21 protein-coding genes and 1 tRNA gene are annotated in these 20337 nt (G+C 64.1%); 14 read left to right on the plus strand and 8 right to left on the minus strand.

Annotated features, from left to right (window positions below; translation table 11 throughout):
• The first annotated feature begins 48 nt into the window (after nt 1-48).
• Nucleotides 49-861: a hypothetical protein gene (locus NSO95_RS11535; RefSeq protein WP_257596415.1), complete on the plus strand. Its 813-nt coding sequence runs from the start codon at nt 49-51 to the stop codon at nt 859-861.
• A 123-nt stretch (nt 862-984) separates the two neighbouring features.
• A complete protein-coding gene (locus NSO95_RS11540) occupies nt 985-3777 on the plus strand; it encodes a DUF3857 domain-containing protein (protein WP_257596416.1) in 2793 nt (930 codons plus the stop codon).
• A gap of 59 nt (nt 3778-3836) precedes the next feature.
• Here the strand turns inward: NSO95_RS11540 and radC are convergent, their stop codons facing one another.
• On the minus strand, nt 3837-4535 hold the full coding sequence (radC, locus tag NSO95_RS11545) for a RadC family protein (RefSeq protein WP_257596418.1): 699 nt from the start codon (nt 4533-4535) through the stop codon (nt 3837-3839).
• Nucleotides 4536-4616: 81 nt separating this feature from the next.
• Here radC and NSO95_RS11550 point away from each other — a divergent pair, with 81 nt between their 5' ends.
• The 8 genes from NSO95_RS11550 to NSO95_RS11585 all read left to right on the plus strand — a co-directional run bounded on the left by NSO95_RS11550 (nt 4617) and on the right by NSO95_RS11585 (nt 11263).
• A complete protein-coding gene (locus tag NSO95_RS11550; protein ID WP_257596419.1) occupies nt 4617-7862 on the plus strand; it encodes an intermembrane phospholipid transport protein YdbH family protein in 3246 nt (1081 codons plus the stop codon).
• Nucleotides 7863-7867: 5 nt separating this feature from the next.
• Nucleotides 7868-8128 (plus strand): YnbE family lipoprotein, encoded by a 261-nt coding sequence (locus tag NSO95_RS11555; RefSeq protein WP_257596420.1) that lies wholly within the window; start codon nt 7868-7870, stop codon nt 8126-8128.
• 25 nt (nt 8129-8153) lie between these two features.
• Nucleotides 8154-8534, plus strand: coding sequence for a YdbL family probable chaperone protein (locus NSO95_RS11560; protein WP_257596421.1), 381 nt, complete (start codon nt 8154-8156; stop codon nt 8532-8534).
• Nucleotides 8535-8709: 175 nt separating this feature from the next.
• On the plus strand, nt 8710-9045 hold the full coding sequence (locus tag NSO95_RS11565; RefSeq protein ID WP_257596422.1) for an AtpZ/AtpI family protein: 336 nt from the start codon (nt 8710-8712) through the stop codon (nt 9043-9045).
• A 51-nt stretch (nt 9046-9096) separates the two neighbouring features.
• Nucleotides 9097-9885, plus strand: coding sequence for a F0F1 ATP synthase subunit A (locus NSO95_RS11570; RefSeq protein WP_257596423.1), 789 nt, complete (start codon nt 9097-9099; stop codon nt 9883-9885).
• A gap of 43 nt (nt 9886-9928) precedes the next feature.
• Nucleotides 9929-10162 (plus strand): F0F1 ATP synthase subunit C, encoded by a 234-nt coding sequence (locus NSO95_RS11575; RefSeq protein WP_257596424.1) that lies wholly within the window; start codon nt 9929-9931, stop codon nt 10160-10162.
• 92 nt (nt 10163-10254) lie between these two features.
• Nucleotides 10255-10746: a F0F1 ATP synthase subunit B family protein gene (locus tag NSO95_RS11580; protein WP_257596425.1), complete on the plus strand. Its 492-nt coding sequence runs from the start codon at nt 10255-10257 to the stop codon at nt 10744-10746.
• On the plus strand, nt 10739-11263 hold the full coding sequence (locus NSO95_RS11585) for a F0F1 ATP synthase subunit B family protein (RefSeq protein ID WP_257596426.1): 525 nt from the start codon (nt 10739-10741) through the stop codon (nt 11261-11263). The genes NSO95_RS11580 and NSO95_RS11585 overlap by 8 nt, the downstream gene beginning before the upstream one ends.
• A 108-nt stretch (nt 11264-11371) precedes the next feature.
• Here NSO95_RS11585 and NSO95_RS11590 read toward each other — a convergent pair whose 3' ends face one another.
• The 7 genes from NSO95_RS11590 to aroA form a co-directional block, all read right to left on the minus strand.
• Nucleotides 11372-12346 carry an NADPH:quinone oxidoreductase family protein gene (locus NSO95_RS11590; RefSeq protein WP_257596427.1) on the minus strand — a complete coding sequence of 325 codons (975 nt, stop codon included), beginning with the start codon at nt 12344-12346 and terminating at the stop codon, nt 11372-11374.
• Between the two features lie 6 nt (nt 12347-12352).
• Nucleotides 12353-12853: a YfbO family protein gene (locus tag NSO95_RS11595; RefSeq protein WP_257596428.1), complete on the minus strand. Its 501-nt coding sequence runs from the start codon at nt 12851-12853 to the stop codon at nt 12353-12355.
• Entirely contained in the window at nt 12854-13609 is a 756-nt protein-coding gene (gene gloB, locus NSO95_RS11600) for a hydroxyacylglutathione hydrolase (protein ID WP_257596429.1), read from the minus strand.
• A 97-nt stretch (nt 13610-13706) separates the two neighbouring features.
• Nucleotides 13707-15413: a 30S ribosomal protein S1 gene (rpsA, locus tag NSO95_RS11605; protein ID WP_257596430.1), complete on the minus strand. Its 1707-nt coding sequence runs from the start codon at nt 15411-15413 to the stop codon at nt 13707-13709.
• A gap of 205 nt (nt 15414-15618) precedes the next feature.
• Complete coding sequence (locus tag NSO95_RS11610; RefSeq protein WP_257596431.1) at nt 15619-16239, minus strand: (d)CMP kinase; 621 nt, start codon at nt 16237-16239, stop codon at nt 15619-15621.
• The gene (locus NSO95_RS11615; protein WP_257596432.1) at nt 16236-16490 is read right to left on the minus strand and encodes a CBU_0592 family membrane protein; all 255 of its coding nucleotides are present in this window, start codon (nt 16488-16490) and stop codon (nt 16236-16238) included. The genes NSO95_RS11610 and NSO95_RS11615 overlap by 4 nt, the downstream gene beginning before the upstream one ends.
• Nucleotides 16491-16620: 130 nt before the next feature.
• Nucleotides 16621-17922 (minus strand): 3-phosphoshikimate 1-carboxyvinyltransferase, encoded by a 1302-nt coding sequence (aroA, locus tag NSO95_RS11620; protein ID WP_257596433.1) that lies wholly within the window; start codon nt 17920-17922, stop codon nt 16621-16623.
• A 197-nt stretch (nt 17923-18119) separates the two neighbouring features.
• Between aroA and NSO95_RS11625 the strand changes: the two genes are divergently transcribed.
• The 4 genes from NSO95_RS11625 to ffh all read left to right on the plus strand — a co-directional run bounded on the left by NSO95_RS11625 (nt 18120) and on the right by ffh (nt 20304).
• Complete coding sequence (locus NSO95_RS11625) at nt 18120-18443, plus strand: TIGR02300 family protein (RefSeq protein ID WP_257596434.1); 324 nt, start codon at nt 18120-18122, stop codon at nt 18441-18443.
• Between the two features lie 87 nt (nt 18444-18530).
• A tRNA-Ala gene (locus NSO95_RS11630) sits at nt 18531-18606 on the plus strand.
• A gap of 69 nt (nt 18607-18675) precedes the next feature.
• Complete coding sequence (locus tag NSO95_RS11635; RefSeq protein WP_257596435.1) at nt 18676-18855, plus strand: hypothetical protein; 180 nt, start codon at nt 18676-18678, stop codon at nt 18853-18855.
• Between the two features lie 12 nt (nt 18856-18867).
• Nucleotides 18868-20304 (plus strand): signal recognition particle protein, encoded by a 1437-nt coding sequence (gene ffh, locus NSO95_RS11640; RefSeq protein ID WP_257596436.1) that lies wholly within the window; start codon nt 18868-18870, stop codon nt 20302-20304.
• The last annotated feature ends 33 nt before the right edge of the window (nt 20305-20337 follow it).

The following is a 20337-nucleotide window of genomic DNA, read 5'->3' on the forward strand; positions in this document are numbered from 1 at the left end:
CGCTGGCAAGGCAAGTCGACACGGCCAGCGTCGATCTGGGGGGATGCGATGGGAAAACTTTACGCGTGGGTCAACCCGCTGTCGTTTACCAGCGAACTCGACCATACGTGGGTGACAACCTACGACACCCGAAAATTTCCCTACACCAGCCTCGCCGAAGTGATCGAGGCGGGTGAAAAGTGCTGGCTTTGCTGGGGCATTTTTCATCCCACCGGTTCGACCAGCCAGCAACCGGACGGCTATCTTTTCGAGACCGAAGCCGATATCGATCTTTCGTCCTGTCTGGTCACGCCCAATGCCGCGTCGCAGGACGATGACGGAGCGAAGGGCACCATCTTTCTCTACGGCATCGACGGCGTCTGCCACCAGCTCGCAAATCAGGTCCTCTATGGCGCGGTCAAGGGCGGTCATGCCCCGATCGTGGAGGATGCCGAAGGTTATTGGCTGAGCTCTTTTCTCTATGGCGATTATGGGCGGACCAAAGATGCTTGGATGCGGAAGATCGCAGGGTGTACAGTTGCGGCCATGACTACCGACCGGCCCCAGCACGGCGATGCACCCGATCACTTGCTGCAACATGCGCGCGACATTCTGGGTGACGATCCCTCGGTGATCGAGGCGATCGCGCGCAAACGAGGCGAGCAGCGCGAAATCGCACTCACCATACTGGCCGGTGACGATGTCTCGGTCGACGAGATCAACCGTTCGAACCGCATCAAACTGGCCGAGCTCGAAGCCGAGATCGGGACGGAGCGCTTCGTAGCGGTGTTTGGATATGCAGCGGAGGATGCGCCCGATCTGGTCGATCCCGCGATGTTCGCCGCCAGCCGCGGGGCCAGACTGGCCGGTTCCGAAGGATAAGGACCCAAATCCTTGACCTGATTGAATTATCCGGTTCGGCTTATATGGATTGCATCGCTTCGCTTACGTTGTAGGTTGACCGATGAGCGCGGCGGGGGTGCCGCTGCCAGACAGGGGTCCCGGATGCTTCGTTTCGCTGGTGCGTCAGCCATAGCCATGTTCGCCATTTCCGCACCGGCGTTTGCCGGCGAAGCGGTGCTTTATGAACCGGTACCCGACTGGGTCGAGCCGGTCGAACTGGACGCTGCCACCATCGCCGACGGCCCAAGCGAGCAATTGTTCGACTGGCAGCACCGGCTCGAAGGCGGGGTGGTGCGGACATACAACGACCGCATCGTGCGGATCGACAATCCGGAAGCGCTGACCACCGAAGGCACCGTCAAGTTCGACTGGTCGCCCGACAAGGGCGATCTCCATATCCACCGCTTCGAAATCATCCGCGACGGCGCGGTGATCGACCTCGTCAAGCAAGGCGTCAAGTTCGATGTCATCCGGCGCGAGGAGAACCTCGAGCGCCGTCTGCTCGACGGGCGGTTGACCGCAACGGTTGCCGTGCCCGGCCTCAAGGAAGGCGACATGCTGCGCGTGGCGCACAGCACGACATTGTCCGATCAGGCGCTGGGCGAGGAAATGCAGGTGGTGCAATATTTGCCACCCGCGCCGTGGCGGGTCGGGGTCGGGCGCGCGATCGTGAGCTGGCCGGTGGGCGAGACGATCAGCTGGAAGGCCGGGCCCTTCGTCGACATGCCCCAGCCGCAAGTGCGCGATGGATACCAATATCTCGAAATCGGCGTCCCTATCGCCAAGCGCGAGGACATGCCGGCCGATGCACCTACGCGTTTTCGCGCTGCGCCCTTGCTGAGGGTCGGCAGCTTCGAAAGCTGGCAAGATCTGTCCGCCGTCATGGAGCCGCATTTTACCTCGGCGGCGAATCTTACGCCCGGTGGCGAGGTCGAAGCGCTGGCCAACGAAATCATGGCGCAGTCGAACGACCCGCGCACCCGGGCGGCGCTGGCCACCCAGCTGGTGCAGGACGAGGTGAGCTACCTGCTCGACGGGCTGGACGGGGGCAATTATCTGCCCCAGGCGGCGGAAGACACCTGGGCCAAGCGGTATGGCGACTGCAAGGCCAAGTCGGTGCTGCTGCTCTCGCTGCTCCAACACATGGGGATCGATGCCAACGTTGTCCTTGTGTCGACCCGCGGCGGCGATGCCATGCCCGAGCTGCTGCCCCTGCCGGCCAATTTCGATCACATGATCGTGCGCGCGACGATTGGCGGCACCGCCTATTGGCTCGACGGGACGAGCACTGCGACCCGGGTGGGCAATATGGGCGAGGTTCCGCCGTTCTACTACGCCTTGCCGCTGCTCGCGGGCGGATCGGACCTGGTGCCGATGACCGACCGCCCTCTCGATCACTACGATATTGCGATGACCATGACGCTCGATCAGACGGCGGGCGTCGATTTGCCCATGCTGTTCGAAATGCGTTTCGACTTTGGCGGACCAGCCAGCGCACAGTTCGAGAGGATCGTGGACGAAAACGATCCGGAGACCATCAAGCAAATCAGGAGCAGCTTCGGGCAGGACCAGTTCACCGGCGGGCAAGTGACCGACATCTCCATCACCTACGACGATGAGAAAGCGCTCGGCACGATCACGCTCAAGGGCGTGGCCGATGCCGATTTCGCCTTCGAGGACGGCAAGGTAACGTCAGACATCGGCATGGCGACCGGCGATGCGACCTTTGCCCCCAACCGTGCTCGTCCCGCCTGGCGCGACATACCGGTGGCGACCCGCGGGCCGGGCCGCAACCGCTACGAGGTCGAGATAATCCTGCCCGACGGGGGAGAGGGTTACCAGCTTGTCGGCTCGCCTGAACTCGACGCAAGCTATGCAAACACCCGCATCACCCGCAGCGCTTCTGTAGAGGGTGGACGGGTCAAAGTGGTGGAGGAGGTCACCGCAGGCCTTGGTGAAGTGGCGGTGGTGGACATCCCTGCGGCGCGTCGCAATGCCTTGCAACTCTCGAAGGCAAAGCTGTCGGTAGCTGCGCCGGGGACGGTAAGATGGCGCTGGGAACTCGACGACACCGAATTGCGCCAGCGGACTGCGAAGGCGCGCGCCGCTTACAGCGAAGTTGTCGAGGAAGCGGAGCCGGACGATTTCGTCCCGCTGATGTCGCGCGCGGCATTCCTCTATTCGATCTATGATTACGCGGGCGCTGTCGAAGACTACAGCAGGATCATTGAAAAGGAGCCGACCGCCGATCTGCACCTGATCCGCGCGGACTCGCTGGTTTCACTCGGCAGGCTCGATCAGGCGGTGGAAGATATTCAGGCCGCCTACGATCTCGATCCGGCGAATAGCACGGCCTATTATCAGGCTCAGCTTCTCGCCCGCCTGGGCCGCAGCGGCGAAGCGATCGAGCTGCTCGATGCCCTGCCGGTGGGGGACGACGACCTCGACGATTTCGCCGATAGCCGCGCAACCGTCCTCGGCATTGCCGGGCAGGTCGAATCCGGACTCCTGCTGCTGGAAGAGCGGCTGGTCGAGAAGGACGACAGCTCGACCCTGCTCAACGCCGATTGCTGGTATCGCGGCCTGCACAAAGTGGCGCTCGACAGCGCGGTCGACCAATGTACGCGTGCGGTCGAGCGCGCGCAGAACCCCGCAGGTGTACTCGATAGCCGCGCGCTGGTGCACTACCGCATGGGCAACAAGGATGCGGCGCTGGCCGATCTCGATGCCGCGCTCAAGCTGCAGCCCGGACTGTCGAACTCGCTTTACCTCAAGGGCATCATCCTGCTGGAACAGGGCAAGCGAGAGGGGCGGCAGGCGCTCGATGCGGCTTTGCGCCAGACCCCCGAGCTCAAGGATTACTACGCACTGTTTGGAATCAGTCCGGCGAGTTGACGAGTTACAGCGGTCCACAGCAATACATTCACAAGGAGCCGGAACAGCTTGGATTCGCTCTACACCAGGCCTTTCGCCCGCAGCGAGACATAGCCCTGCCGCCCTACGATCACGTGGTCGTGCACGGTGATGCCAAGCAAGCGGCCCGCTTCGGCGATCCGGTTGGTGATCTGGATGTCGGCTCGGCTCGGTTCGGGATTGCCGCTTGGATGGTTGTGGACCAGAATCAGGGCGGTGGCGCCGATATCGAGTCCGCGCCGGATCACCTCGCGCGGGTGGATTGCCGCCTCGTCGATCGACCCGTCTCCCACGTGATGGTCCTGGATCAGCCGGTTCTGGGTGTTGAGATAGAGCACCCGCACGCGCTCGACATTGAGATGCGCCATATCGATGGTGAGGTAGTCGATCAGCGCCTGCCAGCTGCCGAGCACCGGCTTGTCCTGCACTTCGGTGCGCGCCATCCGGCGAGCGGCGAGCGCGACGCTCTTGAGCGCGGCGGCGCTGGTTTCGCCCATGCCCTTGACCGCTTGCAGCGCGCTGGGCTCGGCGTTGAGAACGCCCGCCAGCGTCCCGAAGCGGTCGAGCAGGGCCTTGGCGACCGGCTTGGTGTCGCCTTGCCGGATTGCCGCGAACAGGAGGTATTCGAGGACCTCGTAATCGGCCAGCGCTTCGGCCCCGCCCGAGAGCAGCCGCTGGCGCAGGCGCGCGCGGTGGCCCGAACCATCATGCCTGGGTTTGGACTGACCGGTTTGCGACACGCGGAACCTTGCTCCCCTTCAGGCGCTGCCTGCTGGTGAATGCATTGCCTTTGATAGAGGTTCGGCGCAAGTAGCTGGCAAATGGTCGACAATCCCCCCGACAGCACTGGAGAGGCGGCATCGGTCGCTCCGCGTCGGCGGCTGCGCGGGTGGCGGAGAATCGGCCTTATCGGGCTGCTCCTGCTCGCTGCGATCCTGATCGGACTGTGGCTCGCGCGCGAGCAACTGGTCGGGGGTGTTATCGACCGTGAGCTCGCCTCGCTCGACCTGCCTGCAACCTATAGCATCGAAAGCATCGCGCCCGAACGCCAGGTTCTGACGAACGTGGTGGTCGGCGACCCGGCCGCACCGGACCTCACGGTCGAGCGGGTGGTGGTCGAGCTGAGCTACGGCTTCGGCCTGCCGTCGATTGGCCGGGTGACGCTCGACAAGCCGCGACTCTACGGCACCTACGGCGATAACGGCCTGAGCTTCGGCAGCCTCGACAAGCTGCTGTTCAGCGAGGACGAGACAAGTTCGGGTCTTCCGGCACTCGACGTGACGGTGAACGACGGGCGCGCGTTGATCGGGACACCCTATGGCCCGATCGGTGCGAAGCTGCAGGGGGGCGGCGACTTGTCCGGCGGATTTGCCGCAATGCTTGCGGTCAATGCGCCCGAACTCAACATCGACGGGTGCCGACTTTCCTCCGCGACAGCCTATGGCGAGCTGACTACCGCCAGCGATAGTCTCGGTTTTGCCGGTCCGATCAGGTTGCGCGAGGTCGATTGCCCGGAACTGGCACTGGCATGGCAGGCTGCAAACCTGCAAATCGACGCCAAGGTCCCGACCGATTTCGCGTCCGCTGATCTCCGCGGCGTGCTTGCCTCCGGACGATTCTCGCTTGGGGGGAGTTCTGTGGCCGAGCTTTCCGGTCCGCTCCGGCTTGGATGGCGCGACGGAGCGCTGGATGCCACGCTCGATCTCGAAGCGCGCAATCTGGCGGCGGAGGGGCTCGCCATGCGCGCGGCCGCGCTGGAAACCTCGATCCGTGTGCGCGACGATTATGGACGCATCGAAGCGGAGGGCGAGGTTTCGGGCGAACGGGCCAACCTCCAGCAGTGGATCGATCCGGCGCTTGCTTCGCTGAAGCAGCCTGCTGCCGGCACACTTCTCGAACCGTTGCTGGCGAAATTGCGCAGCGCTTCTGCCAGCCAACTGCGCGCGACGAGCTTCGCAGCGCATTTCACCGCGCGCTTGTCGGACAAATCGACGAGTGTGGTGATACCGGCTTTCGAACTGCGCAGCGCAAGCGGGACGACACTGGTTACCGCTTCGCAGCTCCAGTACGCGAGCGGTTTGAGCGGCGTGCCGCGCCTTGCGGGGAATTTCCGGACCGGCGGGGCGGGTATGCCCGCCCTTGCCGGGCGGATGGAACGCGAGGCTTCGGGTGCGACTGTGTTCCGCCTGCGGATGGACCCCTATATCGACGGGGCCAACCGGCTCGCAGTGCCGGAGATGAAGATTACCCAGGCTGCGAATGGCGCGCTGGCCTTTGCAGGGGTGGTCGAGGCGGGCGGCAAGCTGCCCGGCGGTTCGGTGCGCAATCTCGTCCTGCCGCTTGACGGGCGCTGGGATGCGCGAAGCGGGCTTGCGCTGTGGAACGGGTGCACGACGGTCGGCTTCGACCGCCTCCAATATGCCAATCTCGTGCTGTCCGACCGGGATTTGCGCGTCTGCCCAGCGAGCGGGAAACCGATCCTTTCGCAAACCGGTGACGGATTGCGCATCGCTGCCGGGGTGGCCGCGCTCGATCTGAGCGGGACTTTGGCCGACACCCCGATCCGTCTGAAAAGCGGCCCGGTCGGATTTGCCTATCCGGGCACGGCGGTCGCACAGAATGTCGACGTTACTCTGGGGCCCGGCGACAGCGCGAGCCGGTTCACCCTGTCCGGACTCGAAGCGCGGTTCGATGCAGATGGCGGCGTGTCAGGGAGCTTCTCCGACACCCGCGTCGCACTTGCTGCCGTGCCGCTCGACCTGGTCGAAACCGGCGGTAACTGGCGCTATGCTGACAGCCGCCTGACAGTTACTGACGGAGCGTTCCGCTTGATCGACCGGGCCGCTCCGGCGCGTTTCAATCCGCTGATTGCGCGGGATGCGACGCTCTCGCTCGCGGACAATGCGATCCTCGCCAATGCCGATTTGCGCCATCCGGGAAGCGATCGGATCGTGACCGATGTTGCCATCCGTCACGACCTTTCGAGCGGGTCCGGCAACGCCCGCCTGGCGATCGACGGACTGCGGTTCGACAAGGCGCTCCAGCCTGACGCGCTGACCGACCTAGCGCTTGGCGTGGTCGCCAATGTCGAAGGAGTCGTCACTGGTTCCGGGAAGATCGACTGGAATGCACAATCGGTCACCAGTTCGGGCGAGTTCTCGTCCGAAGGACTCGATCTTGCTGCAGTGTTCGGCCCGGTGCGCGGCGCGCGCGGGACGATCCGCTTCACCGACCTGCTCGCCCTGACGACTGCGCCAGACCAGCAGCTTGAGGTGGCGTCGATCAACCCAGGGATCGAGGTTCGTGACGGCACCATCGGCTTCTCCTTGCGCGACGGGCAACTCCTTGGGGTTACCGGCGGATCATGGCCGTTCATGGGAGGGACGCTGTATCTCCATCCGGTCGACCTCAATCTCGGCGCGGCCGAGCGGCGGCGTTACGTGCTGGAGGTCAAGGGCCTCGACGCGGCGATCTTCGTGCAAACCCTTGAGCTGGGCAACATCGCCGCCATGGGCACCTTCGATGGCGAGCTGCCGATCGTGTTCGACGAGCTGGGCAACGGCTATATCGAGCGCGGTATTCTCAATTCGCGCCCACCGGGCGGCAACCTGTCCTATGTCGGCGAACTGACCTATCAGGACCTTTCCCCGATGGCCAATTACGCCTTCGAGATGCTGCGCAGCCTTGACTTCCGCACCATGGAGATCGTCATCGAGGGGCCGTTGACCGGCGAGATCGTTTCCAAGATCCGCATCGACGGGGTCAGGCAGGGCGAAGCCGCGAGCCGCAATATCATCACCCGCCAGCTGGAAGACGTGCCGATCCAGTTCAACGTCAACATCAACGCGCCGTTCTACAAGCTGATCGGCTCGCTCAAGGCGATGTACGACCCCGCCTCGATCCGCGATCCGCGCGATCTCGGGCTGATCAACAGCGACGGAACGATGCGCCAGCAGTCGGTAACCGCCGAGAGTGTCGAGGCGCTGGACGACCCATCGCCTGATCCGGGCGCTCCGCCATCCTTGCCCATAGAAGAACCGGCCATTCAGCGCCGCGAAAGCGAGTAAATGCCATGACCATCCTCAAATTGACCCGCGTGCGCCGTGCTGCGAAAAGGCTCCTGCAATCAGGGAGCGGAACAGACGGTATGACGCACAAGGGACGATGGGCGGTTGCGGCAGTGGTTCCGTTCGCGCTTACCGGGTGCATCAATGTCAATGCCCCGACCGAGCCGATCGTTATCGAGTTGAACATCAACATCCGCCAGGAAGTGATTTACCGGCTTGCGGACGACGCAGGCAACACGATCGAAGAGAATGCCGACATCTTCTGATGCACGGCGACACAGGGAAACGACCATGAAGAAGCCAGTATCGCTCGCTATCGCGCTCGCTCTCTCGGCGACTGCGCTTGCCGGGACCGCCTATGCGCAGCGCGATCCGGCCTATGAGGCCGCGCGCTCTGCGGGGCAGGTCGGCGAGAAGATGGACGGATATCTCGGGATCGTCGGGGCCTCGACCCCGGCGCTCGAAGCGCTGGTGCGCGACATCAACATCAAGCGCCGCGCGGTCTATGCCGAGAAGGCGCAAGCCGCGAGTGCCACGCTTGAGGAATACGCGCTGACGGCAGGCTGCATCGCGATCTCCAAGACCGTCCCGGGCGAAAAGTACCAGGCCCCCGACGGCAGCTGGCAAACCCGCACCAGCGCGCCCCCCATGCGCGATACCCGCTGCCCGTGACCGCCGGCGTCCGGCGCTGACGCGGCCCGCATCGCGTCAAGCAAGATTGCGTGCAATAAAAGCAACTCAAATCCAGCCCCCGCCGGTTGACTCGCCCATACCCCCCGCCTAAGGGGGCGGCGCCCTCGGCGGGCACCTTTTAGCCCGTGCCGGATTTCCATTGTTGGAGGAAGGCATGAGCGACGAGAAGCCCGCACGGGAACCCATTGCCGAAGATGCGCGGATCGACGCGCTCGAAGCGCGGCTCAAAGCCGCACGCGAGCGTGAAGAGCAGCGCAGCCGGCCGCAGGGCACCGGGGCCGATGCGAATTATCGCAGCGGCAACCGGGTGCTGGCGGACCTCCTCGGCGGGCTTCTCGGCGGCACGGTAATCGGATGGGCGGTCGATGCCCTGTTCGGCACCGCGCCATGGGGTCTGTTGGTGGGGCTGTTCCTTGGGATAGTCGTTGCCTTCAGGAACGTGTTCCGGATGGCGAACACGCCGCCTGACGACGGTCCCGACCAGGACTGACGGGGCAGCGGGTTCGCCCATACGCAGTGCCTTTGGATTAAGGGATTTAACGTGGCCGCCGAAGAAGGCAAAGTCGACCCGATGCACCAGTTCACTGTGGAGCCGCTGTTCGGCACGCAGGGCTGGGAAATTGCCGGTTACAATCTCGCATTCACCAACAGCGCAATGTGGATGCTGGTAACGGTGATCGCGCTCACCGTGTTCATGGTCGGCGGGATGAAGCGAGAGCTGGTCCCCGGCCGCTGGCAGATGGCGGTCGAAAGCTTCACCGGCTTCATCGACAACATGCTGGAAGCAAACGTCGGCAAGGAAGGGCGCAAATATGTGCCCTACATCTTCAGCCTGTTCATGTTCATTCTGTTCGGCAACTTGCTTGGGCTGCTACCGCTGGGCGTGCTGGGTATCCACCCGTTCACCTTCACCAGCCACTTCACCATCACCGGTGTACTGGCGATCATCAGCTTCTCGATCGTGCTGATCGTCGGCTTCTGGAAGCACGGGCTGCATTTCTTCAGCCTGTTCGTGCCGCACGGCACCCCGCTGCCGATGGTGCCAATCATCGCACCGATCGAATTCATCAGCTTCATGGTTCGCCCGTTCAGTCTCGCGCTGCGGCTGTTCGTCGCGATGATGGCGGGGCACGTATTGCTCAAGGTGTTGTCGAGCTTCGTGATCGGCGGGATCAATGCCGGTGCCGGCTTCGCCGCGCTGGTGAGTGTACCCAGCTTCGCCTTGATGATCGGTATCTCCGCGCTGGAGATCCTGGTGGCGGGGATCCAGGCCTATGTTTTCGCACTGCTCACGTCGCTGTACATCAACGACGCCGAGCATCTGCACTGAGTTTCGTAATCAACCATCTGAATTTTCCCAAGGAGTTATTACAATGGACGTAGAAGCAGCAAAGCTCGTCGGTGCGGGTCTCGCAGCCATCGGTGCCGGCATGGCTGCCATCGGTGTGGGTAACGTATTCGGTTCGTTCCTTGAGAGCGCATTGCGCAACCCCGGGGCTGCCGACAGCCAACAGGGCCGTCTGTTCATTGGCTTCGCCGCTGCCGAACTTCTCGGCCTGCTGGCATTCGTCGTTGCCATGATCCTGATTTTCGTAGCGCCGGTTTAAACGACCCCAAGATCAGCGATATGGTGAGGGCCGGTTTCAGCGACCGGCCCAACGCTTCTTAAAACGATGATCGAGCCCAGGGACTCCAATCGATGCCCCAGATAGCCCAACTCGCGGAAACCTATGCCAGCCAGATCTTCTGGCTGCTGATCTTCTTCGGGTTCACTTTCTTCGTCGTCGGTCGGGGCATGGTGCCCAAGGTGCTGGCGACCGTGGGCCAGCGCGACCAGCAGATCGCTGACGACCTTGCCGCTGCGCAGGCCGCACGCGACAAGGCCGACGCCGAGGAAGCAGCCTGGCGGGTGCGTGAGAACGAGAACCGCGCTGCGGCGCAGGCGCTCGTTGCCGAAGCCAAGGCCGAAGCTGCCAGGAAGTCGGAAAAGACCATCGCTGCGACGCAGAAGCGCCTCGACACCAGGCTGGCCGACGCCGAGCAGCGGATTGCCGCTGCCCGTGCCGAAGCGATGACCGAGGTCGAGGGCGTCGCTGCGGAAGCGGCGCAGGACATCGTCGCCCGTGTCGCGGGGGTCAAGGTGACCAAGCCAGCCGCCGCCAAGGCCGTGAAGGAGGCACTCGATGCTTGATCTGCTCCTTGCCGCCGAGGAGGGCGCGCACGCCGAACCGACCGCTTTCTTTCTCGAGCCCTACCAGTGGGTTTCGGTGGCGATGGTGGTGCTGATCGCAGTCTTCATCTGGAAGAAGGTGCCCGGCATGATCACCGGCGGGCTCGACAGCAAGATCGCCGCCATCCGTGCCCAGCTTGACGAAGCCAAGGCGCTGCGTGCCGAAGCCGAGGCCCTGCGCAACGAGTACCAGGCCAAGATCGCCGGTGCCGAGCAAGATGCGCAGGCGATGATGGACAATGCCCGGCGCGAAGCCGACGCCATCCTCGTGAAGGCCGAGGCCGACAGCAGCGCGATGGTCGAACGCCGCAAGAAGATGGCGGAAGACAAGATCGCCGCTGCCGAGCGTGAAGCGATCGCGGACGTCCGCGCGACCGCAGTGATGGCCGCGACCAAGGCCAGCCGCAAGCTGATCGCCGAGAAGCACGACGCCGGGGCCGACAAGGCGCTGGCGGACGAGGTGATCGCCGGTCTTTAATCGAGCCAGATCGGGAATAGGGAAGGGCGGTCCTGCGGGGCCGCCTTTTTCGTGTCAGGACTGGAGACACCCAGCCCGAACGGGAATTGGAGTAGTGTTGGCTAGAAGCTAAGGCTCCAGCACCACTTTCCCGACCAGCTTGCCCGCCGCCATGGCATCGAACGCCTCGCGCCAGCGGGTGAGTGGTAGGGTGCGATCGACATGGGGCTGGATCGCGCGGCTGCTGGCGAGCTGGGCGATCTCCGTCATGATCCGCTGGCCGCGCTCGGGGAAGCGGCGGCTGTATTCGCCCGCCCGGACCCCCACGACCGAGAACCCTTTGATGAGCGGGATATTGACGGCGATCTCCGGAATGCGCCCGGCGACGAAGCCCACCACCAGCAGCTTGCCGCCGAAGGCGACGCAGCGGGTGCTTTCGTCGAAAACATCGCCGCCGACTGGGTCGAATACCAGATCGCAGAGCCGTCCGTCCGTGAGGGCGATGATGTCCTCGCGGAAGCGCCCGGTGTTGACGATGGCGTGATCCACGCCCCTTGCGGCCTTGAGCGCCGCCAGCTTGGCCTCACTGTGGGTAGCGGCGATTACCGTGCCGCCCAGCGCCTTGGCGAGGTCACAGGTGGCAAGCCCGACCCCGCCGCTCGCACCATGCACAAGCACTGTCTGTCCTGGCTCGAATCCGCCCAGTTCGGCAAGCGCCACATAGGCGGTCAAATAGGCCGCACCCATCGACGCGGCTGCAGCGGGACTTATGCCTTCGGGAACCAGCCGCAGCGAGCGGGCGGGGACTGCGGCATATTCGGCAAAGCCGCCGGTCTTGGCCCCGCCCATGACGAGGTCGCCAGCCGCAAATCCGCTGTCAGCATCGGCCTCAACCACTTCGCCAGCCAGCTCCATGCCGCTGGTAAAGGGCGACTCGGGTTTGAACTGGTACTTGCCCTGCGTCATCAGCAGGTCGGGAAAGTTAAGCGAAGCAGCGCGGACGCGCACCAGCACTTCGCCGGGCCCGCGTTTGGGCATCGGCAGATCGACCAGCTCGACGCCCGAAAGGTCGTCGGACAGCTTCTGGACTCTGAGTGCTTTCATTATGGATTAGTCGTACCATACAGCGACAGGATGATGACCGGGATCAACATTGATCGTCTCATACTTCTGCCCATCAATCCAACCGATCCAGCAGTCGTTGGGCATCAATTCGTCCGGGAACCACGACCGCACTGTTGTCTCATCGGCAGTCGTCATGATCCATATGGTATCTGAAAACGGCCACTCTTCCCCGGGAGAGTCGACGCAGGTTACCTGGACTCTGACGTCGGACACTTCCGGTCGATCGAGTATCTCCTGGAAGAGCGCATAAAACTGGCTGGGCGGGGGACTGCCGTCCAGATTACAGCCAATTGATCCAATGTCATCATTCCCCTCAAAGAACTCCTCAAGGCTCAACAAGGGTGTCGGGACCGCACGTGCTTCAGGGTTGCCATTAGCGAATACCCTCGCGGTAATCGCCTTGAGGCGATCTCCATCGCTCTCGGAGGGAATGGGCAGGATTGGTGCGGCATGGCTTCCGCCAAAAAGCCGCTTAAGCCAGTCCATCTAGAAATTGTCCTTCCCAGCTCTCAGCGCAGCAAAGGTCTCGGCAGGAGTCGAGCCGCCCCATTTCGCCGCCAGCACCGGATCATCGGCGCGCAGGAAGGGGTTGGTGGCCAGTTCGCGCGCCAGCTGCGTCGGTACGGTCGCCTCGCCTCTAGAACGCTTGGCATCGATCTCGGCGGCATAGGCCTGCAATGCGGCGTTGTCCGGATCGGCATGGCGCGCGAACCGCGCATTCGATTGGGTGTATTCGTGCGCACAGTAGAGCGTGGTCTCGGGCGGCAGCGCCTTGATCCGTTCGAGGCTGGCCCAGAACTGCTCCGGCGTGCCTTCGAACATCCGGCCGCAGCCGAGCGCGAACACGCTGTCTCCGACAAAGGCCATACCCGCGTCAGGCAAGTGATAGGCGATGTGTCCGTTGGTGTGACCGGAAACGTCGATCACTTGCGCTTCGTGCTTGCCGATCCTCACCGCGTCGCCATGCGCGACCACCCGGTCGGGCTGGTTGAGCTTGGCGACTTCGGCGGGTGCGATCACCTCGCATCCCGTCGCAGCCTTGATCTCGGCGTTCCCGCCTGCGTGGTCGGGGTGCCAGTGGGTGTTCCAGATATGGGTGATCCGCCAGCCCTTCGCCGCGGCCTGGCGCAGATACTCCTCCGCATCGGGCGTATCGATGCAGGCGGTCTCGCCGCTGGCGCTGTCGTGCAGAAGGTATCCGTAGTTGTCGGACAGGCAGGGGAACTGGTGGATTTGCAGCATCGGGCCGGCTTAAGCTCCTCCGAGCAAAAGAAAAGGCCCGCCGCTCCGGATGGAGGGCGGGCCTTTATCCCTTTTGCAGGCCTGAAGGCCGAGGAGATTATTCCTCGTTTTTCTTCAGTGCCGCACCGAGGATGTCGCCGAGCGATGCACCCGAGTCGGACGAACCGAACTGCTGTACGGCTTCCTTCTCTTCGGCGATCTGACGCGCCTTGATGGAGAAGTTCGGCTTCTTCGAACGGTCGAAGCCGATGACCATAGCGTCGATCTTGGCACCGACCTGGAAGCGGTCGGGGCGCTGTTCGTCGCGGTCGCGGCCGAGGTCGCTGCGCTTGATGAAGCCGGTTGCGCCGTCGTCACCGACCTGCACTTCGAGCCCGCCGTCGCGCACTTCGAGCACGGTCACGGTGACAACGTCGTTGCGCTTGATGCCGCTGCCGCCGGCACCTTCAGCCGAAGGCGCGCCCTTTTCGAGCTGCTTCATGCCGAGGCTGATGCGCTCCTTCTCGACATCGACGTCGAGCACGACAGCCGAAACCATCTCGCCCTTGCGGTGCAGCGCGAGCGCGTCTTCGCCCGAGATGCCCCAGGCGATGTCCGACATGTGGACCATGCCATCGACGTCGCCGTCGAGACCGATGAACAGGCCGAATTCGGTCGCGTTCTTGACTTCTCCTTCCACGGTCGAGCCGACCGGGTGCTTGTCGGCGAAATCTTCCCACGGATTGCCCTGCGCCTGCTTGAGGCCGAGCGAGATGCGGCGCTTGTCGCTGTCGACTTCGAGCACCATCACGTCGACTTCCTGCGAGGTCGAGACGATCTTGCCGGGGTGGACGTTCTTCTTGGTCCAGCTCATTTCCGAAACGTGGACCAGGCCTTCGATGCCCGCTTCCAGCTCCACGAAGGCGCCGTATTCGGTGATGTTGGTGACGGTGCCCGACAGCTTCGCGCCGACCGGGTACTTCGCGGCCACGCCATCCCACGGATCGCTCTCCAGCTGCTTCATGCCGAGGCTGATGCGCTGGGTATCCTGGTTGATGCGGATGATCTGCACGGTCACGGTCTGGCCGATTTCGATCACTTCGCTCGGGTGGTTGACCCGCTTGTAGCTCATGTCGGTGACGTGCAGCAGGCCGTCGATCCCGCCGAGGTCGACGAAGGCGCCGTAATCGGTGATGTTCTTGACCACGCCATCGGTGATCTGGCCTTCAGCGAGGCCATCGATCAGTTCGCTGCGCTGTTCGGCGCGGGTTTCCTCGAGGATCGAGCGCCGCGAGACGACGATATTGCCGCGGCGACGGTCCATCTTGAGGATCTGGAACGGCTGCTCGATGTCCATCAGCGGGGTGATGTCGCGCACCGGGCGGATATCGACCTGGCTGCCGGGCAGGAAGGCCACGGCACCGTCGAGGTCGACGGTGAAGCCGCCCTTGACGCGGCCGAAGATGCGGCCGTTGACGCGGGCGTTCTCGCCGAATTCGCTTTCCAGCTTGTCCCACGCGGCTTCGCGGCGGGCGCGGTCGCGGCTGAGCATTGCTTCGCCGTCGGCGTTCTCGACGCGGTCGACGAAGACTTCGACTTCGCTGCCGACTTCGAGCCCGTGCTCGCCGTCGACGCGGCTGAATTCCTTGAGGTCGACGCGGCCTTCGCTCTTGAGGCCGACGTCGATAACGGCCTTGCCGTTTTCGATTGCTGTGACGGTGCCCTTGACGACGCGGCCTTCGAAGCCGCCGTCTTCCGCACCACCGAGTTGTTCGTTGAGCATCGCCTCGAAATCGGCGCGCGTGGGATTGGCTGAAGTTGCCATTGGTTTGATTTCCTGTTCGTTTTGCTACCGGCCGCGGGTTTTACCCGGGTCTTTCTCCGTCTCCCGCACCATTGCGGGGCGAACGGGGCAAGAGGCCGAATGCCGCTGGAGGCCGCATGCCGTCCAACGGGTCCTTCAATCGGAGGGATTGCGAGAACGGCGCGCGCCTAGGCGAAGGCGCACATTAAAGCAAGTCAATTGCGCCCTAGCGAAGCGCCTGCTCGACCGCCTCTATCGCCGCAGCGATGGCTGCTTCCTTGCCCAGTCCGCTGGTGTCGAGAATGAACGCGTCTGCCGCCGCGCGCAGCGGGGCGTCCTTGCGCTCGATATCGCGCTTGTCGCGCGCGGCGATGTCGGCCTCGATCTCGCGCAGCTCCAGGTCCAGTTCGCGGTCGCGCATCTCGAGCCAACGGCGCATCGCCCGGGCCTGGACGCTGGCGGTGACGAATAGCTTCACCTCGGCATCTGGCGCGATCACCGTCCCGATATCGCGCCCGTCGAGCACCGCGCCGCCCGGCTGCCGGGCAAAGGCGCGCTGGCGCTCGTACAGCGCCTGCCGCACTGCGGGATGCACCGAGACGCGGCTTGCCAGCCCGCCGGTTTCCTCGCTGCGCAAGGCGGGATCGGCGAGCAGGCTATCGGGGAAATCGCACGCTGCCAGCGCATCGGCGGCATCGTCAGGGTCTCCGTCATTCAGCGCCACCTGCCGCCCGACCGCGCGATAGAGCAGCCCGGTATCGAGATGCGGCAACCCGAAATGCGCGGCGAGCGCCTTCGAGATCGTGCCCTTGCCCGACGCGGTAGGGCCATCGACGGCGATGATCATTCGGCGTGCCTCCGTGTCTTCAGCGCCTTCCATAAGCCCCATAGGGCAATCGCCGCCCAGAAGCCTTCTAGGACCAGGCTCGGCCAATTGGTGTGGACCAGCAGCGAGACGGTCAGCAGCGTCGCCCCGGCGAGGTTGGTGCCGTGCAAGATGTAGGGATTGGGATCGCTGCGCCAGGTCAGATAGGCATAGGCGCCGACGATGCAGGCCATCCCGACGAAGCCGATGAGCGTGTAGATGTCGAGGGGCATCAGGCTCTTCTCTCCTGGTCGGACTCGTCACCCTGAACTTGTTTCAGGGTCCATCGCGCCGCCAGAACCGCCCGTTCGGGCCGGGGCATGGATGCTGAAACAAGTTCAGCATGACGGTGATGGGGCGACATCACGCGGACGCTCCGTGCAGCAGCGACAGGAAATCGGGAAAGCTCGTCGCGATCGGCGCGGTGCTGTCGACCGCTACGCCATCACGGCTGACCAGCCCGGCAATCGCCATGCTCATGGCGATCCGGTGGTCAAGATGGGTCAAAACCTCGTGTCCGTCTTGCGTGCCCCGCAGCAATTCACCGCCGGTGCCGTGGATGGTCAGTCCATCCTCGGTCTCCTCCACCCGCGCTCCGGCAAGGGCAAGCGCCTCGGCCATGGCGCTGATGCGATCGCTTTCCTTGACCCGCAGTTCCTCGAGGCCGCTGGTGCGCGTGGTGCCCTTCGCGAGCGCGGCGGCGACGAACAGGACGGGAAACTCGTCGATCATGCTCGGAGCGACAGCGGGATCGACATCGATACCGGAGAGCGGCGCGTGGCGTACGCGCAGGTCGGCGACCGGCTCGCCGCCCACCTCCCGCGCGTCCAGTTCCTCGATACTCGCGCCCATCAGGCGCAGCACCTCGATCAGCCCGGCGCGCGTCGGGTTTAGGCCGACGTTCTCGATCACCAGATCGCTGCCCTCGACCAGCGTCGCGGCGACGATGAAGAAGGCGGCAGAGGAGGGGTCGCCCGGGACTTCGATGGTCTGCGGCCGCAATTCGGCATCGCCGCGCACCTTGATGATGCGTTCTCCGTCTACCTCATCGACCGTAAGCTCCGCGCCGAAGCCGCGCAGCATGCGTTCGGAATGGTCGCGGGTGGGCACCGGCTCGATCACCGTGGTCACCCCCGGCGTGTTGAGCCCGGCGAGCAGGATGGCGCTCTTCACCTGCGCGCTGGCGACCGGGAGGCGGTAGGTCATCGGCACCGCAGGCAGCGCGCCATGCATGGTTAGCGGCAGCGTGCCGCCGTCCGATGCATCGAACCCCGCGCCCATCAGGCTGAGCGGTTCGATCACCCGGCCCATCGGGCGTTTGGACAGGCTGGCATCACCGGTGAAGGTCGCGCTGATCCCGTGGCTGGCGATCAGCCCCATCAGTAGCCGCGTGCTGGTGCCGCTGTTTCCCATGTCGAGCGGTGCGGCTGGCTGAAGCAAACCGCCCACGCCCACGCCATGGATCGACCACGTGCCGCCCGCTTCGCGCGTGATGGTCGCGCCCATCTGGCGCATCGCCTCCGCCGTTGCGAGCACGTCCTCGCCTTCGAGCAGGCCGCTGACACGGGTTTCGCCCACCGCCAGCGCGCCAAGCATCAGCGAGCGGTGGCTGATCGACTTGTCGCCGGGCACACGGATGCGACCCCTGAGCGGACCGGAAGGCATGAAGCGATGGGCTTGCGGCGGGTGAGGCAAGGAAATACTTTCAGGCAGAGCTGCGAAAATCGACGCGGCTTTTGACAGTGGGGGTCGGCTATGGCAAGGCGCGCGCCGCTCTTGATTCCCGAGCAATCGGATCCCATCAAGCTAGAGAATTTTTCGCCCGGCCAAGGATTAGGTCGGGCCGTATCTGAGGAACAGTAATGGTCAAGCCAGAATGGGGCACCAAGCGTACGTGCCCGAAATGCGGCACGCGCTTCTACGATCTGGGCAAGGAAGACCCGGTCGCCTGCATCGAATGCGGCGAGGAATGGACGCCCGAACCGGTGCTCAAGACGAAGCAGCCGATTCCGTTCGAGGAAGACAAGAAGAAGGAAGCCGAGGCCGATACCGATCTCGGTGACGACGATCTCGACGATGTCGATGTCGACGAGGAAGAAAACCGCCCCGACGCGGATGTCGACCTGGGCGACGATGACGACCTTGGCGTCGAAACCGGCGGCGACAACGACGGGGAAGATACCTGATTTAATTCTTGCCTTGTGCGGAACGGCTTTATAAAGGGCCGTTCCCGCAAGCAGGGGTGCCTCCCAGGGCGCCCTGCCAGAGTGATTGGGGCCTTAGCTCAGCTGGGAGAGCGCTACAATGGCATTGTAGAGGTCAGCGGTTCGATCCCGCTAGGCTCCACCACTTGACTGTCTTTTGGCCCATGGCGGGCTGCAAATGGCGGTTCCGTGCGCTTCCGGTGCTCACGATCTGATGATCGCTGCGCGCCGGTTCTCCGGCTCCACCATTTTCGCTTCCGCCCTGATCCAAAATCCAGCCAAGTGGGATTTTGAGAAGCCGGTCCATTGGATCGCGCGCTGGCCGACGAGTTTTCGTCCGCCGGCGTTTTTGGCATTTTGCGCCGGGCGGCCCATATCGGGCCAAACGGTTTAGGAGACGCGCGTTATGTTCGACAGCCTGTCAGATCGCCTCGGCGGCGTCTTCGACAAGCTGCGCGGTCGCGGCGCGCTGTCCGACCAAGATGTGCGCGATGCGATGCGCGAGGTGCGCGTTGCGCTGCTCGAGGCGGATGTCGCGCTGCCGGTGGTCCGCCGCTTCATCGATGCCGTAACCGACAAGGCGATCGGTTCGGATGTCCTGAAGTCGGTCACCCCCGGCCAGCAGGTGATCAAGATCGTCTCCGACGAGCTGGTCGAAATGCTCGGCGGGGAGGCGACCGAAGGGCTCATGCTCGAGGCCAAGCCGCCGGTCGTGATCATGATGGTCGGCCTGCAGGGCTCGGGCAAGACGACCACCACCGCCAAGCTCGGCAAGCTGCTCAAGGAAAAGCACGGCAAGAAGGCGCTGATGGCGTCGCTCGACGTCAACCGTCCGGCGGCGCAGGAACAGCTTGCAGTGCTGGGCACTCAGGTCGAGGTCGCGACGCTGCCGATCGTGCAGGGCCAGCAGCCGGTCGACATCGCCCGCCGCGCGATGGAAAGCGCGCGGTTGCAGGCGGTCGACGTGCTGCTGCTCGACACCGCAGGCCGCCTGCATGTCGACGAAGCGCTGATGGCCGAGATGAAGGCGGTCGCCGGGGTTTCCGCACCGACCGAGGTGCTGCTGGTGGTCGACAGCCTGACCGGGCAGGACGCGGTCAACGTCGCCAAGAGCTTCACCGAGGAAGTGCCGCTGACCGGCGTGGTGCTGACCCGGATGGACGGCGATGCGCGCGGGGGTGCAGCGCTCTCGATGCGCTACGTCACCGGCAAGCCGATCAAGTTTGCCGGCACGGGCGAAAAGCTCGACGCGATCGAGCCCTTCCATCCCAAGCGCGTGGCCGACCGCATCCTCGGCATGGGCGACGTCGTCAGCCTGGTCGAAAAGGCCGCAGCGACGATCAAGGAGGAAGAGGCCGAGGCGATGGCCCGGCGCATGGCCAAGGGGCAGTTCGACCTCAACGACCTGCGCACCCAGCTTCGCCAGATGCAGAACATGGGCGGCCTAGGCATGCTCGCAGGGATGATGCCGGGCATGAAAAAGGCCAAGGCGGCGATGCAGGCGAGCGGGATGGACGACAAGGTGCTCGTTCACATGGACGCCATCATCGGCTCGATGACGCCCAAGGAACGCGCGCGGCCCGAACTGATGAACGCCAAGCGCAAGAAGCGCGTCGCGGCGGGCGCGGGGCGCGACGTGCAGGAAGTGAACAAGGTGCTCAAGATGCACCAGGAAATGGGCCGCGCGATGAAGCAGATCAGGAAGATGGGCGGGCTCAAGGGCCTCGGCGCATTGTTTGGCTCGGGCGGAATGGGTGGCCCCGGCGGGATGGGCGGTCTCGGCGGTCTGGGCGGACCCGGTGGCGGCCTCCCGGGCCTGCCCGGTCTCCCCGGCAAGAAGTAATTCGAAATCAGAAGTTTGTATTGGAAAGGTAAT

The sequence above is a fragment of the Parerythrobacter lacustris genome, assembly GCF_024626475.1.
Lineage (GTDB): Bacteria > Pseudomonadota > Alphaproteobacteria > Sphingomonadales > Sphingomonadaceae > Parerythrobacter_A > Parerythrobacter_A lacustris.